Annotated in this window: 17 protein-coding genes; 6 read left to right on the top strand and 11 right to left on the bottom strand. The window is 59.4% G+C overall.

Annotated elements, in window-relative coordinates:
• The 3 genes from D8U71_RS11765 to tsaA form a co-directional block, all read left to right on the top strand.
• A partial coding sequence (locus D8U71_RS11765) for a DUF1456 family protein (RefSeq protein WP_130887817.1) occupies window positions 1-461 on the top strand: 461 nt, incomplete at its 5' end.
• Between the two features lie 173 nt (window positions 462-634).
• A complete protein-coding gene (locus D8U71_RS11760) occupies window positions 635-1405 on the top strand; it encodes an SDR family oxidoreductase (RefSeq protein WP_130887816.1) in 771 nt (256 codons plus the stop codon).
• Window positions 1406-1571: 166 nt separating this feature from the next.
• Complete coding sequence (gene tsaA, locus D8U71_RS11755) at window positions 1572-2270, top strand: tRNA (N6-threonylcarbamoyladenosine(37)-N6)-methyltransferase TrmO (RefSeq protein WP_130887815.1); 699 nt, start codon at window positions 1572-1574, stop codon at window positions 2268-2270.
• A 181-nt stretch (window positions 2271-2451) separates the two neighbouring features.
• Here the strand turns inward: tsaA and fpr are convergent, their stop codons facing one another.
• Window positions 2452-3231 (bottom strand): ferredoxin-NADP reductase, encoded by a 780-nt coding sequence (gene fpr, locus D8U71_RS11745; protein ID WP_007908723.1) that lies wholly within the window; start codon window positions 3229-3231, stop codon window positions 2452-2454.
• Window positions 3232-3363: 132 nt separating this feature from the next.
• On the opposite strand from fpr, the gene D8U71_RS11740 reads away from it, so the two are divergent.
• Window positions 3364-4290 carry a LysR family transcriptional regulator gene (locus D8U71_RS11740; RefSeq protein ID WP_024011881.1) on the top strand — a complete coding sequence of 309 codons (927 nt, stop codon included), beginning with the start codon at window positions 3364-3366 and terminating at the stop codon, window positions 4288-4290.
• On the opposite strand, the gene D8U71_RS11735 is transcribed toward D8U71_RS11740, so the two are convergent.
• From D8U71_RS11735 to D8U71_RS11725, 3 genes are all read right to left on the bottom strand, one after another.
• Window positions 4287-4649 (bottom strand): diacylglycerol kinase, encoded by a 363-nt coding sequence (locus D8U71_RS11735; protein WP_016771411.1) that lies wholly within the window; start codon window positions 4647-4649, stop codon window positions 4287-4289. The genes D8U71_RS11740 and D8U71_RS11735 overlap by 4 nt on opposite strands.
• A 74-nt stretch (window positions 4650-4723) precedes the next feature.
• Entirely contained in the window at window positions 4724-5374 is a 651-nt protein-coding gene (gene erdR / locus D8U71_RS11730) for a response regulator transcription factor ErdR (protein WP_016771412.1), read from the bottom strand.
• 223 nt (window positions 5375-5597) lie between these two features.
• Window positions 5598-6344 carry a tRNA-uridine aminocarboxypropyltransferase gene (locus D8U71_RS11725; RefSeq protein ID WP_125925221.1) on the bottom strand — a complete coding sequence of 249 codons (747 nt, stop codon included), beginning with the start codon at window positions 6342-6344 and terminating at the stop codon, window positions 5598-5600.
• Between the two features lie 189 nt (window positions 6345-6533).
• Between D8U71_RS11725 and D8U71_RS11720 the strand changes: the two genes are divergently transcribed.
• Window positions 6534-6959, top strand: coding sequence for a PA3611 family quorum-sensing-regulated virulence factor (locus D8U71_RS11720; protein WP_007908738.1), 426 nt, complete (start codon window positions 6534-6536; stop codon window positions 6957-6959).
• Here D8U71_RS11720 and D8U71_RS11715 read toward each other — a convergent pair whose 3' ends face one another.
• The gene (locus tag D8U71_RS11715) at window positions 6960-7157 is read right to left on the bottom strand and encodes a hypothetical protein (RefSeq protein ID WP_016770569.1); all 198 of its coding nucleotides are present in this window, start codon (window positions 7155-7157) and stop codon (window positions 6960-6962) included.
• 341 nt (window positions 7158-7498) lie between these two features.
• Between D8U71_RS11715 and D8U71_RS11710 the strand changes: the two genes are divergently transcribed.
• Entirely contained in the window at window positions 7499-8614 is a 1116-nt protein-coding gene (locus D8U71_RS11710; RefSeq protein WP_130887814.1) for a TIGR00730 family Rossman fold protein, read from the top strand.
• A gap of 58 nt (window positions 8615-8672) precedes the next feature.
• Here the strand turns inward: D8U71_RS11710 and recX are convergent, their stop codons facing one another.
• From recX to D8U71_RS11680, 6 genes are all read right to left on the bottom strand, one after another.
• Window positions 8673-9143, bottom strand: coding sequence for a recombination regulator RecX (gene recX, locus D8U71_RS11705; protein ID WP_130887813.1), 471 nt, complete (start codon window positions 9141-9143; stop codon window positions 8673-8675).
• Between the two features lie 8 nt (window positions 9144-9151).
• Window positions 9152-10210 (bottom strand): recombinase RecA, encoded by a 1059-nt coding sequence (gene recA / locus D8U71_RS11700; protein WP_024011876.1) that lies wholly within the window; start codon window positions 10208-10210, stop codon window positions 9152-9154.
• A gap of 83 nt (window positions 10211-10293) precedes the next feature.
• Window positions 10294-10794: a CinA family protein gene (locus D8U71_RS11695; protein ID WP_130887812.1), complete on the bottom strand. Its 501-nt coding sequence runs from the start codon at window positions 10792-10794 to the stop codon at window positions 10294-10296.
• Window positions 10795-10861: 67 nt separating this feature from the next.
• The gene (locus D8U71_RS11690) at window positions 10862-11380 is read right to left on the bottom strand and encodes a lysis system i-spanin subunit Rz (RefSeq protein WP_130887811.1); all 519 of its coding nucleotides are present in this window, start codon (window positions 11378-11380) and stop codon (window positions 10862-10864) included.
• Window positions 11359-11925, bottom strand: a complete 567-nt coding sequence (locus D8U71_RS11685) for a glycoside hydrolase family 19 protein (protein ID WP_125925218.1) — start codon at window positions 11923-11925, stop codon at window positions 11359-11361. Before D8U71_RS11685 ends, D8U71_RS11690 begins: the two co-directional genes overlap by 22 nt.
• A 137-nt stretch (window positions 11926-12062) precedes the next feature.
• Window positions 12063-13223, bottom strand: a complete 1161-nt coding sequence (locus tag D8U71_RS11680; protein WP_130887810.1) for a tail fiber protein — start codon at window positions 13221-13223, stop codon at window positions 12063-12065.
• Window positions 13224-13230: the final 7 nt, after the last annotated feature.

Raw genomic sequence — 13230 nt, 5'->3', positions numbered from 1 at the left:
ATAACGACGTACTGCGCAGCGTGCGCTACATGCTCGACATCAGCGACAAGAAAGTTGTCGAGATCATCAAACTGGGCGGCATGGACGTCACGCTCGCCGATGTCATCACCTGGCTCGACAAGAAAGAAGAAGACGAAGAAGGCTTCGTACGCTGCCCGGACGAAGTCATCGCGCACTTCCTCGACGGTCTGGTGATCTTCAAGCGCGGCAAGGACGAAAGCCGTCCGCCGCAGCCAATCGAAGTGCCGGTGACCAACAACATCATCCTGAAAAAACTGCGTGTGGCCTTCGAACTGAAAGAAGACGACATGCACGCGATCCTCAAGGCTGCCGAGTTTCCGGTGTCCAAGCCTGAGCTGAGCGCGCTGTTCCGCAAGGTCGGCCACACCAACTATCGCCCGTGTGGCGACCAGTTGCTGCGTAACTTCCTCAAAGGGCTCACGCTGCGCGTGAGAGCGTAAAGCAGCTACAAGCTGCAAGCTGCAAGCTGCAAGTTAGCCCCTGCTTTAACTTGCCGCTTGTGGCTTGCAACTCGAAGCTGGCCGCATGGCACCTCATTCCCTGCAAAAATAATGGCTCCGCTTTTCGCAGCTGACGACTAGGGTGTACTGATCCCTAATCTTCAGGACTCGCCATGCATCCCTACTTTTCCCTGCAAGGCCGCACCGCTCTGGTGACCGGCGGCACCCGTGGTATCGGCAAGATGATCGCCAAGGCCTTCGTCGAGGCCGGCGCCCATGTCTATGTGTGCTCACGCGACGTCGAAGCCTGCCAGCAAACCGCTGAAGAACTTGGCGCCATGGGCATCTGCCACGGCGTGGCGGCGAATCTGGCCACTGAAGAAGGCGTGCGGGAACTGGCCGCGCGTCTGGGTGAGCAGATCACTCATCTGGACATTCTGGTGAACAACGCCGGCACCACGTGGGGCGCGCCGCTGGAGAGTTATCCGGTCAAGGGCTGGGAAAAGGTCATGCAGCTCAACGTGACGTCGGTGTTCAGTTGCATCCAGCAGTTTCTGCCGTTGCTGCGCAGGGCTGGCTCGGCGGCGAATCCGGCGCGGATCATCAATATCGGTTCGGTGGCGGGGATTTCTTCGTTTGGCGAGCAGGCGTATGCCTACGGGCCGAGCAAGGCCGCCCTGCATCAGTTGTCGCGCATTCTGGCGCGGGAACTGGTGAGCCAGCACATCAACGTCAACGTGATTGCGCCGGGTCGCTTTCCGAGCAAGATGACCCAGCATATTGGTAATGATGAACAGGCGTTGGCTGAGGATACTGCGCTGATTCCGATGAAGCGCTGGGGGCGTGAGGAAGAGATGGCGGCGCTGGCGATCAGCCTTGCGAGTACGGCGGGGGCTTATATGACCGGGAACATCATTCCGCTGGATGGAGGGTTCAGTCTGTAGGTCGGCGGTGCGGCATTCGCGAGCAGGCTCGCTCCCACAGGGATTTCATACACGACGCAGCTACATTGTGGGAGCGAGCCTGCTCGCGAAGAGGCCAGCCCTGTCACCACCAGACTTGAAGCGAGCCGGGTTATCATGCCCGCCCTACCCGCTTCGATCCCAGACCATGACTTACAGCGTCTCCCCCATCGGCTTCGTGCGCTCCTGCTTCAAGGAGAAGTTCGCCATCCCCCGCCAACCGCAACTGGCCCCGGCCGCCCGTGGCGTGCTGGAACTGGTCGCGCCGTTCGACCAGGGTGACGCCGTGCAGGGGCTGGAGCAGGTCAGCCATGTGTGGCTGTTGTTTCTGTTCCACCAAGCCCTCGAAGACAAACCGCGCCTGAAAGTGCGCCCGCCTCGCCTGGGCGGTAACAAGTCGATGGGCGTGTTTGCCACCCGCGCCACGCACCGGCCAAACGGCATCGGCCAATCGGTGGTGAAGCTGGACAAAATCGAAGGCAATCGCCTGTTTATTTCCGGCATCGATCTGCTCGACGGCACGCCAGTGCTGGATATCAAACCCTATGTGCCGTATGCCGACATCATCCCTGGGGCGACCAATGACATCGCCAGCGCGGCGCCGCAGTTGATCGACGTGCAGTGGGCGGAGGCGGCTTTGAAACAGGCGCACGCCCACGCTCAGCGCCTCGATGAGCCGTTGGTTGAGCTGATCGAGCAGTGCCTGGCGCAGGATCCGCGCCCGGCGTATCAGACACCGGCACCGGAACGTGAATATGGTGCGCAGTTCTGGGACCTGGACGTGCGCTGGCATTACCCGACGCCCGAACAGATCCGCGTGCTGGAAGTCATCCCGGCCACAGCCTGAAACCGCGCCCAGTGTAGGAGCTGCCGAAGGCTGCGATCTTTTGATCTTGATTTTAAAAAGCAAGATCAAAAGATCGCAGCCTTCGGCAGCTCCTACATGGATCGTGGCAGGCATGAAGGAAATGCTTCAGGCATAAAAAAGCCCCCATTGCCTGCAAGGCAATGGGGGCTCTCTGTGGCGCTTACTTCTCGACGAACGCACGCTCGATCAGGTAATCACCCGGCTCGCGCATCCGCGCCGAGATCTTCAGGCCGAAGCTGTCGAGCACTTCGCTGGTCTCGTCGAGCATGCTCGGGCTGCCGCAGATCATCGCGCGGTCGTCCTGCGGGTTGATCGGTGGCAGGCCGATGTCGCTGAACAGCTTGCCGCTGCGCATCAGGTCAGTCAGGCGGCCCTGATTCTCGAACGGCTCGCGGGTCACGGTCGGGTAGTAGATCAGCTTGTCACGCAGCGCCTCGCCGAAGAACTCGTTCTGCGGCAGGTGCTCGGTGATGAACTCGCGGTAGGCGACTTCGTTGACGTAGCGCACACCGTGAACCAGGATCACTTTCTCAAAACGCTCGTAGGTTTCCGGGTCCTGAATGACGCTCATGAACGGCGCCAGACCGGTACCGGTGCTCAGCAGGTACAGGTGCTTGCCCGGGTTCAGGTCATCAAGAACCAGCGTGCCGGTAGGCTTCTTCGAGATGATGATCTCGTCGCCTTCCTTCAAGTGCTGCAACTGGGACGTCAGCGGACCGTCCTGCACTTTGATGCTGAAGAACTCGAGATGCTCTTCCCAGTTCGGGCTGGCGATCGAGTAAGCGCGCATAAGCGGGCGGCCGTTGGGCTGTTGCAGGCCGATCATCACGAACTGACCGTTCTCGAAGCGCAGGCCCGGATCGCGGGTGCACTTGAAGCTGAACAGAGTGTCGTTCCAGTGATGAACACTGAGGACACGCTCGTGGTTCATGTTGCTCATGTACGTTTGACTCCTGGAGATTGGTCTGCGCGGCTCAATGAGGCTCAACGTGCGCAATTGCATCGCATTCTAATAGCGACGACAATATCTGTTAACTGGATTATTAAGATAAGGGTTATCGGTTATATCGATATGCGATTTACTCTCCGTCAACTGCAAGTTTTCGTCGCCGTCGCCCAGCAGGAAAGCGTATCCCGTGCTGCGGGTCTGCTCAACCTCTCGCAATCGGCGGCCAGCACTTCGATCACCGAGCTCGAGCGCCAGTCCAGCTGCCAGCTGTTCGACCGCGCCGGCAAACGCCTGAGCCTCAACGCCCTGGGCAAACAACTGTTGCCGCAAGCGGTGGCTCTGCTCGACCAGGCCAAGGAGATCGAAGACCTGCTCAATGGCAAATCCGGTTTCGGCTCTTTATCAGTGGGGGCGACGCTGACCATTGGCAACTATCTGGCCACCCTGCTGATCGGCAGCTTCATGCAGCGCCACCCCGAAAGTCAGGTCAAGCTGCACGTGCAGAACACTGCCAATATCGTGCAGCAGGTCGCCCACTACGAAATTGATCTGGGTCTAATCGAAGGCGATTGCAGCCACCCTGACATCGAAGTGCAGAGTTGGGTCGAGGATGAGCTGGTGGTGTTTTGTGCGCCGCAGCATCCGTTGGCCAAACGCGGCAGTGCGACAATGGAAGAGCTGACCCATGAGGCATGGATTCTGCGCGAGCAGGGTTCCGGCACGCGGCTGACCTTCGACCAGGCCATGCGTCACCATCGCAGCGCGCTGAACATTCGTCTCGAGCTGGAACACACCGAAGCGATCAAGCGCGCAGTGGAATCAGGGCTGGGGATTGGCTGCATTTCGCGGCTGGCGCTGCGCGATGCCTTCCGGCGCGGCAGTCTGGTGCCGGTGGAGACGCCGGATCTGGACCTGGCCCGGCAGTTCTATTTCATCTGGCACAAACAGAAATACCAGACCTCGGCCATGCGCGAGTTTCTCGAGCTGTGTCGCGCTTTCACCGCCGGGGTGCAGCGCAGCGACGAGATCGTCTTGCCGACCATCGCTTAAAGCAGAATCACCGCCCACACCAGTCCGATCATGCTCAGCGCCACGAATTGCGCGGCGCTGCCCATGTCCTTGGCGTTCTTCGACAGCGGATGCAATTCCAGCGAGATGCGGTCAATGGCCGCTTCCACCGCCGAATTTAGCAGCTCGACAATCAGCGCCAGCAAGCAAACCGCGATCAACACCGCCTGCTCGACCCGGCTGACATTAAGGAAGAATGTCAGCGGAATCAGCACCACGTTGAGCAGCACCAATTGGCGGAATGCCGCTTCGCCAGTGAAGGCGGCGCGCAGGCCATCGAGCGAATAGCCGGACGCGTTGAGGATGCGTTTCAGGCCGGTCTGGCCCTTGAAAGGTGACATAAGAAAGAAACCAGCCAAAAAGGTGTGGGGAAGCTAGATCAACGAAAGTCAAAAAAGCGTGAAACCGCCAGCCATCACTGGCTCGGAATTGACTCAAGTTGTTGCAGCAGTAAAGCCGCTTGCGTGCGAGTGCGCACGTTCAATTTGCGAAAGATCGCCGTGACGTGGGCCTTGATGGTCGCTTCCGACACGCTCAGCTCATAAGCGATCTGCTTGTTCAGCAGACCTTCGCAGACCATGGTCAGCACCCGGAACTGTTGCGGCGTCAGGCTGGCGAGGCCATCGCTGGCGGCTTTCGCTTCATCCGACACACTCACCGCTTCGAACGCTTGCGGCGGCCAGAACACGTCGCCATCGAGCACCTTGCGCACCGCTTCCTGAATCACGCTCAGATCGCTGGATTTGGGAATGAAGCCACTGGCGCCGAACTCGCGGGATTTGACCATCACCGAAGCTTCTTCCTGGGCAGAGACCATCACCACCGGAATCTGCGGATACTGCCCGCGCAGCAGCACCAGCCCGGAAAAACCATAGGCGCCGGGCATGTTCAGATCCAGCAGGACCAGATCCCAGTCAGCCTTTTCGGTCAGGCGCGCTTCCAGTTCGGCGATGCTCGCCACTTCCACCAGTCGCACGTCCGGGCCAAGGCCCAGCGTCACCGCTTGGTGCAGGGCGCTGCGAAACAGGGGGTGATCATCGGCAATCAGGATGTCGTATGTGGCCATTTTTCAAATGATCCTGTTTTTGATGGCAGACGCGGTAGATTCCGGTCTGGCCAAAGCAACTCGAGGCAGCGGTTGGAAGCGATATCCACAGGGGCACGTTCGACGCCAATCAACAGCAAACACGGCGTCTCAAACCTTGGCCGCACCCTAATCGGCGCCAAGCATGCCCAGCGCAGCCGGGGTGGTCAAGCAAGATGGCCAGCGCTGTGGACAGTATGGGCCACTATCGGGCCAACTCCGGCTGCGGCTTTCGTATATAGGGCAGCAGCTCGGTGTGAGCGGGGGTTGATTCATTCATGTCCAGTTGCTGCTTGGCACCGAGGTAATGCTGGCTGAACACATCGAAATAGGCGTCCAGCGCCGAGGCGGCATCGCTGTCACCGGCCAATTCCAGGCACAACGCCGCGACTTCGGCGGTGCACAGGTGCTCGCTGCGGGTCGAACGGCGCAGGCGATAGCGCGAGAGTTTGTCGGGCAGCAGGCTGAGGATCGGCAAGCGGTCGAAATACGGACTCTTGCGAAAGATCTTGCGCGCCTCGGTCCAGGTCGCATCCAGCAGTATGAACAGCGGGCGCTTGCTGCTATTGACTGTCACCGTGTTGGTCACCCGCGACGGTTCGACATACTCACCCGGAAACACCAGATACGGCTGCCACTGCGGATCGTTGAGCAGTGCAAGCATCTGCGGGTCGGGCTCGGTGCGTGACCAGATGAACGCATGGTTGTCGCGCACCACATCGGCAATCAGCCAACCGGTGTTGCTTGGCTTGAACACTTCCTTGCCGGTCATGATCAGGCACACGCCAGAACGGGTGTCGACGCTTGGCCGCCACGCGCACAGGCAATGACTGATAATGACCCGGCAATCGCGGCAACGCTCGGAGCGAAAGCCGCGCGCCTGAATCGGCTTGATACCTTCGTCCTCGCGCTGATCGCGCAGGCGGGCCACGGCGTTGGGGGCATGGTTCATCGCAGGCAACACCGGCAGACAGGGAAACTCGACACGAATGACACTCGGCAGGGCAATAAAGGCCGGCAGTTTACCAGAGCGACGGCCACAAGCCTGTACCGTCCAGACCGGCTCACCTATAATTCGCCGCCACTGAACGCACCGCCCCGTGACGGGTCGAACCACCAGTCACCGAATCAGGAGAGTTTCATGCTGCGCCTTATCGTTCCCACCGCTGCCATTCTGCTGGCGTCGTCCTTTACCGCTCAGGCTGCGTCCCTGAGTGAGCAGAATCTGAACCGAGAGCTGCGCAACGTCGCCGCCCAAAGCAGCGTCGGCACGCCACGGGCGATCAATGAAGACATTCTTGATCAAGGCTACACCGTCGAAGGCACACAGCTGATCAACCATCTGAGCGTGCAAAAGAGCCACGCCGACAAGATGCGCGCCGATCCCAAGGCTGTGTATTTCCAGTTGGGCGCGTCGGTGTGCAACAACCCGTCGTACCGCAAGCTGATGGCCAAGGGCGCGATCATGCGTTACGACTTCACCGAAGTGAAAACCAACAAAGCGATCGGCTCGGCCAGCTATCAGGAATCCGATTGCCCGAAAGCCGCGCCAGCGAAAAAGAAGTAATCAGCGCGAAGCCTTGGCGCGCCGCTGTTCATCCTCGGCGCGCAGTTCCGCCACTAGCGCCTGCAGATAGCGCGAGCGGCGTTCGCCGCCGGCCAATCGTCGGCAGCACTCTTCTTCGAGACTCAATTGATGCGTCTCGGCCGACTCCTGCAACATTCGATACAGCTGAGTATCGATCTCCAGAACCACTCTGACCATGCATCCCGCCTCCTTGCCACCCACGAATCCTTGAATTGCCTGGCCTTGCGCAAACGCAAGGTTGTCTTGCGACGTCTGTATTTGAGTAAATCAGAGTGATGGCCCTTTGCGACACGTTCAGACGAGCGGCGACGCTTTGGCGCAAATCAGTAAGCGGTTGCCAGGCAAAACGTTACAGCGCACTGTTCAAGTCAGCGCGAATGCGTGCGAGGGTCTAGATTGAGAGTATTCCCGATCATTCGTTAACGGCAGAAATGGAACTGCCGGCCCTGTGTGTTTTTGCAGTGCGGCCCGGACGCTGGTTGTCCGGGCTACCCGCTCTGTACAGAAGGAGACGTTGAATGCCTTATCAACCGAATGACCTCTTGAGCCGTCATTTTCAAGAAAGCGGCGACCTCATCAGCCAGGTCGAAGCCCAACTCAACCGTGTTTCCACCGACAGCCCGAACATCCCCATCTACCGCGACATGATCCTGACCGTGCTGCGCATGGCTCAGGAAGACCACAACCGCTGGAACGCCAAGATCACCCTGCAAGCCCTGCGTGAACTGGAGCAGGCGTTCCGCGTGCTCGAACAATTCAAGGGCCGGCGCAAAGTCACCGTGTTCGGCTCGGCACGTACGCCAGTGGAACATCCGCTATACGCGATGGCCCGCGAACTCGGCGCAGCGCTGACGCGTGCAGAGATGATGGTCATCACTGGCGCCGGCGGCGGCATCATGGCCGCCGCCCACGAAGGAGCCGGTCGAGATCACAGCTTGGGTTTCAACATCACCCTACCCTTCGAACAACATGCCAACCCCACCGTCGACGGCACCGATAATCTGTTGCCATTCCACTTTTTCTTCACCCGCAAACTGTTCTTCGTCAAAGAGGCAGACGCGCTGGTACTGTGCCCGGGCGGTTTCGGCACCCTTGATGAAGCGCTGGAAGTGCTGACGCTGATTCAGACCGGCAAAAGCCCATTGGTGCCGGTGGTGTTGCTGGATGTTCCGGGCGGTAACTTCTGGCAGGGAGCGCTGGACTTCATCCGCAATCAGCTGGAAGAAAACCGCTATATCCTGCCGACCGATATGAAGTTGATGCGACTGGTTTACAGCGTTGAAGACGCGGTGAACGAGATCAATCAGTTCTATAGCAACTTCCACTCCAGTCGCTGGCTCAAGCGGCAGTTTGTGATTCGCATGAACCACAAGCTCAGCGACCAGGCTCTGGCGCAGATGCAGGAGGAATTTGCTGATCTGTGCCTGAGCGACGAGTTTCATCAACACGCCTACAACGGTGAAGAACACGACGATGCACAGTTCAGCCATCTGGCACGGCTGGCGTTTGCCTTCAATGGCCGTACCCATGGTCGCTTGAGGGAGTTGGTGGACTTTATCAACCTGCCGGAAAACTGGGCCGATTCAAAACCGCCCATTGCACAACGCTCACGCGAGCCTTTCAACGTGATTTGAAGGCAAAAAAAGGCCCGCTATTTTCTAAAAAATAGCGGGCCTTTATTGTTAAATCGGTCTAATCGTCCATCCCTCGACCGCTGAACAAGCGGTTGATCATCTCCATCGAGAACCCCCGATACGCCAGAAACCGGCCTTGCTTGGCCCGTTCTTTCGCATCAATCGGTAAATGCCCGGAGAACTTGCGTTGCCACGTATCCTGAAGCTGCGCCTGCCAGTTGATACCGCTTTCGCGCAGGGCGATTTCGATATCGGTACGTTGCAAACCCCGCTGACTGAGTTCCTCACGAATTCGCAGGGGGCCATAGCCGGAACGGGCACGGTAGGAGACAAAACTTTCAAGGTAACGGGTTTCGGAAAGCAGCCCCTCTTCCGTCAAACGGTCGAGGGCTGTTTCGATCAGCTCCGCCTCGGCGCCGCGCTGACGCAGCTTACGCGTCAACTCGACTCGACCATGCTCGCGACGTGCGAGCAGGTCCATGGCGGTTCGCCGCACCGCGACGAGGGTATCCAGTACGGCGGTGGTCATCGCTGGTATCAGAGGTCAGCGTCGGCCAGGTCGTCTTCGGTCTCTTTGACCGCCGAGGCCTTGGAGTCCGCGATCACCGCTGGCGACAGCAGCTTGTCACGCAGCTGCTTCTCGAGCTTCGCGGCAATTTCCGGGTTGTCCGCCAGGAACTTGGCCGAGTTGGCCTTGCCCTGACCGATCTTGGTGCCTTCGTAGGCGTACCAGGCGCCGGACTTCTCGACAAAACCGTGCAGCACACCCAGGTCGATCATCTCGCCGTTGAGGTAGATGCCTTTGCCGTAAAGAATCTGGAACTCGGCCTGACGGAACGGCGAAGCCACCTTGTTCTTCACAACCTTGACGCGGGTTTCGCTGCCGACCACTTCGTCGCCTTCCTTCACCGCGCCGGTACGGCGGATGTCGAGACGAACCGAGGCGTAGAACTTCAGCGCGTTACCACCAGTGGTGGTTTCCGGGCTGCCGAACATCACACCGATCTTCATACGGATCTGGTTGATGAAGATGACCAGGCAGTTGGCGTTCTTGATGTTACCGGTGATTTTACGCAGCGCCTGAGACATAAGACGCGCTTGCAGGCCGACGTGCATGTCGCCCATTTCACCTTCGATTTCAGCTTTCGGTACCAGTGCCGCCACGGAGTCGACGATGATCACGTCAACGGCGTTGGAGCGAACCAGCATGTCGGTGATTTCCAGGGCCTGTTCGCCGGTGTCCGGCTGGGAAACCAGCAGATCATCGACGTTGACGCCCAGCTTGCCGGCGTACTCTGGATCGAGCGCGTGTTCGGCGTCGACGAATGCGCAGGTCGCGCCGGCTTTTTGCGCCTGGGCGATCACGGACAAGGTCAACGTGGTTTTACCGGAGGATTCAGGACCGTAGATTTCAACAATACGGCCTTTTGGCAGACCGCCGATGCCGAGTGCGATGTCCAGACCCAGAGAGCCAGTAGAAATGGCCGGGATCGCCTGACGGTCCTGATCGCCCATACGCATTACGGCACCCTTGCCGAATTGACGTTCGATCTGACCCAGGGCCGCAGCCAAGGCTTTCTTCTTGTTGTCGTCCATTAAAGTCCTCACGTAATCAATAAGGCCTGACGGCCAACACCTGTATAAGTAGCCAGTATTATTCCACAGCGTTCGAAGATCGCCTACCCCTGATTTTCGATTTCTCGTGCCGCTAGTCGCACAAGCCCCTCTAGCGCGGCCTTCACCGTTTGTCGGCGGACTTCATCACGGTTGCCGGGGAAGTGCTGAACCTCACTGTAAACCTCGTCGCCAACACCCCAGGCCAGCCATACCGTGCCCACTGGCTTGTTCGGTGTGCCACCGTCGGGGCCGGCGACACCGCTGACCGCCACGGCAAAATGCGCCAGGCTGTGCTGCTGCGCACCGCGCACCATGGCCTCGACCACTTCGCGACTGACCGCCCCTACCGTCTCGAACAAATCGCCCGGCACATCCAGCTGCCGGGTTTTCTGCCGATTGGAATACGTCACGTACCCCGCTTCAAACCAGGCCGAACTGCCTGGAATCCGCGTGATCGCTTCGGAGATCCCGCCGCCGGTGCAAGACTCGGCGGTGGTGACATGGGCATTGAGCACTTGCAGACGTCGGCCCAGTTCTGCGGCCAGTTGGGTGGTCTCTTTCACGGCGAGCTCCAGATCGTGTGGAATGCCTTCACCGTACACGAGCCGACCATGCTTTCAATACACAAGATCATTCAAGATGTTCGGGCGCCAACGCTCTGACATAGGCCTGACAGGCCTGCAACGCAATCAATCCACGGTCGCCGGTGTCGGTGATGGCGATAATTCGTTGAGCATGCGCCGGGTCAAGTCGGGCGCGTACGGTTGCAGAATCCACGCCGCCGGTGCCGGCGGTGGCTGGCAGCGCACAGCCGTGGGCAACGTCGTCGGCGTCGAGAAGGACTGACAGCCGCACATCGGCAGTAGCAAGGCGATCGCGCAGGCGATCCTGATCACGTTGGGCATCGCTCAGCGCTCGATAATGGGTTTGTTCACTGGCCGCGAGCAGCTGCTCCAGCGCCAGGCGTTTGTCCTGCTCGGCCTGTTGTGCGGTCGCGGCGGTCTGCGTCAGTTGATTGAGGGATTCGGCGTTTAACCGAGCCTGCTCGGCCAATTGCCGCCCGTAACGCCAGTCCTGAAACTGCCACGCCGCGGCGAAAGCCCCCGCCACCAGCAACAACAGGCCAATCACCCGCCAGGAGCCGGACATAGCACCGCCCTCGCCCGTGCCCAGATCTCGAGTCGATCCTGCAAGCCGTTCAACCCGCCGTTGATCCGCCGGGTGATGGTGTTGAACTGGTCCGCGTCGGCCAGTTCGTTCAAGCCCTTCTGCGCCCAGAACCACGCCGCCGATTCGGCCGCCCACTGCGGTTGTTCGAGCAGTTCGGGCAACGACAACAGACGCTCATCACCAAACAAGCCGAGACTGCACTGACGATAATTTGCCCGGCCGGTGATCTGAATCAGTCCACGCCCGCGATACTTTTGCCCGTCGCCGTCGGCTTCCGGAGTATTGCCCAGACGCAGCGCCAGCGTGCCGGTGTCGTATTTGCTCAGGTACTGGTTGTTGCCCAGTTCGCGCACGTAGCGCAACTGTCCCGACTCGTGGCCGACCTGTGCGAGGAACGCCGCTATACGTTTCGGCGTATCGATGCGATGTCTGGCCATCGCGGTGTTGAGGGCCGAAACGAAAACGCCCGCTTGGGAGCGGGCGGTGGGCATGATGTCGACAAGGTGTTTTTCAGTTAATTGCATGATGCTTGATCCTCCCTGGATGTTGTCCCGATTGAATCATGGTTGGCGGCTGATGCTTGCCAGCCATTTCTTTCTGGAGTTTTCAGGGTTCTATCGCAACGCTCGGCCCATCTGATGAGGGTTCCGGAGAGCGGTTGTCAAAACTTGATGACGTACAACAGCGCGGTGTTCATCGGCCGAGCCTCGTTGCCGCCCGCGGCCGCCATCGAGATCGTATGCGTGTGTTGCCCGGCGGCATCCACACCGACGTTGTGCGCATGGTTGCCGTCCGCCACGATGCCGTGGGTGTGAGCGGGGGCGTTGGTTGTAAAGTTGCGATTGATGAAAGGCGCCGAGCTCGATCCCATGATGGAACCTGCGGTATTGCCGCCGTTGATTGTCCCCTGCCCGCCCATGACCGTGTCGATGTTGAATGCGCCTCCGCCGGTAACAGCGCCGCCATGCGCGTGTACTCCGGCAGCATCAGTGCGCGCCGTGTGAGCATGGTTACCTGCAGCAGCGGCTGACACATCGTGAACGTGGGAAGCATTTTGCCCGGCCTGCTTGCTACCCAGAACTCGCCCCGGATCGACACCACGGCCCTCGTCCAGACCCCGGACAAATTCACCACGCAAATCCGGCACGTTGAATGTATTTGCACCGTCACCTGCACCGAACCGGGTGCCGATTGCTGCGAAAAGATTGGCATATTGGGTACGCAACACAGGCTGTCCGTTGCACTTGAGCCAGCCACTGGGTGCGTCTACGGTAGCGACGGCTTTCACATCGCCCACGTCGGCCCCCAACTGTCTGGCCACGCCGGTACTGGCGATCAGAATCCAGGCGCCGCTGCCCAGCGAGCTGTTCCATTGCACCCAGACATCTCCCGTCGCAACGATTTCACCGGAGCGAAGCGGAGTATGGTCAAGACCAACCAGCGGTTTGGCGACCGAACCGGCTACGGAAAATGTACTGGCGCCGGTATTGGTATTCAAAGCCTTGAAGCGCAACACCATGCCGTCTACCAGTGTCGCAGGTGCCGGCAAATAGTTGGCTGCATAAGCATTGGCCGTACCGGTATCGAGCGCGAAATCGAGGAGCCCGGCCTGATTGATCTTGCGCACGGCTGTCAGCAATTGTCCGACATCGGCTTCATCGGGCTTGAGCGCACCGCCCTTGATCACACCGAGTATTTCTTCGGTTACCGCATTGCCCCATGATGCCGGAATCAACGATCCCGGCGTGCCTGCCACCGGGTTCTCATCAACAAACTTGCCATCGACCAGCCCGACGCTGGGTACGCTTTTTGGATAATCCATTTATTCA

This window comes from Pseudomonas sp. Sample_21 (assembly GCF_004307525.1).
GTDB classification, from domain to species: Bacteria; Pseudomonadota; Gammaproteobacteria; order Pseudomonadales; family Pseudomonadaceae; genus Aquipseudomonas; species Aquipseudomonas atacamensis.
Note: the sequence above shows the minus strand (reverse complement) of the source record. Positions and strands in the feature narration are given on the sequence as shown.

Excerpts from the sequence above, each read along its gene's own strand:
- D8U71_RS11760 (WP_130887816.1), top strand. The coding sequence starts at position 635 with ATGCATCCCTACTTTTCCCTGCAAGGCCGCACCGCTCTGGTGACCGGC.
- D8U71_RS11680 (WP_130887810.1), bottom strand. The coding sequence starts at position 13,223 with ATGGATTATCCAAAAAGCGTACCCAGCGTCGGGCTGGTCGATGGCAAG.
- recX (WP_130887813.1), bottom strand. The coding sequence starts at position 9,143 with ATGACCACCGCCGTACTGGATACCCTCGTCGCGGTGCGGCGAACCGCC.
- D8U71_RS11725 (WP_125925221.1), bottom strand. The coding sequence starts at position 6,344 with ATGAACCATGCCCCCAACGCCGTGGCCCGCCTGCGCGATCAGCGCGAG.
- D8U71_RS11720 (WP_007908738.1), top strand. The coding sequence starts at position 6,534 with ATGCTGCGCCTTATCGTTCCCACCGCTGCCATTCTGCTGGCGTCGTCC.
- fpr (WP_007908723.1), bottom strand. The coding sequence starts at position 3,231 with ATGAGCAACATGAACCACGAGCGTGTCCTCAGTGTTCATCACTGGAAC.
- D8U71_RS11715 (WP_016770569.1), bottom strand. The coding sequence starts at position 7,157 with ATGGTCAGAGTGGTTCTGGAGATCGATACTCAGCTGTATCGAATGTTG.
- tsaA (WP_130887815.1), top strand. The coding sequence starts at position 1,572 with ATGACTTACAGCGTCTCCCCCATCGGCTTCGTGCGCTCCTGCTTCAAG.
- D8U71_RS11740 (WP_024011881.1), top strand. The coding sequence starts at position 3,364 with ATGCGATTTACTCTCCGTCAACTGCAAGTTTTCGTCGCCGTCGCCCAG.
- D8U71_RS11685 (WP_125925218.1), bottom strand. The coding sequence starts at position 11,925 with ATGCAATTAACTGAAAAACACCTTGTCGACATCATGCCCACCGCCCGC.
- recA (WP_024011876.1), bottom strand. The coding sequence starts at position 10,210 with ATGGACGACAACAAGAAGAAAGCCTTGGCTGCGGCCCTGGGTCAGATC.
- D8U71_RS11710 (WP_130887814.1), top strand. The coding sequence starts at position 7,499 with ATGCCTTATCAACCGAATGACCTCTTGAGCCGTCATTTTCAAGAAAGC.
- D8U71_RS11690 (WP_130887811.1), bottom strand. The coding sequence starts at position 11,380 with ATGTCCGGCTCCTGGCGGGTGATTGGCCTGTTGTTGCTGGTGGCGGGG.
- erdR (WP_016771412.1), bottom strand. The coding sequence starts at position 5,374 with ATGGCCACATACGACATCCTGATTGCCGATGATCACCCCCTGTTTCGC.
- D8U71_RS11735 (WP_016771411.1), bottom strand. The coding sequence starts at position 4,649 with ATGTCACCTTTCAAGGGCCAGACCGGCCTGAAACGCATCCTCAACGCG.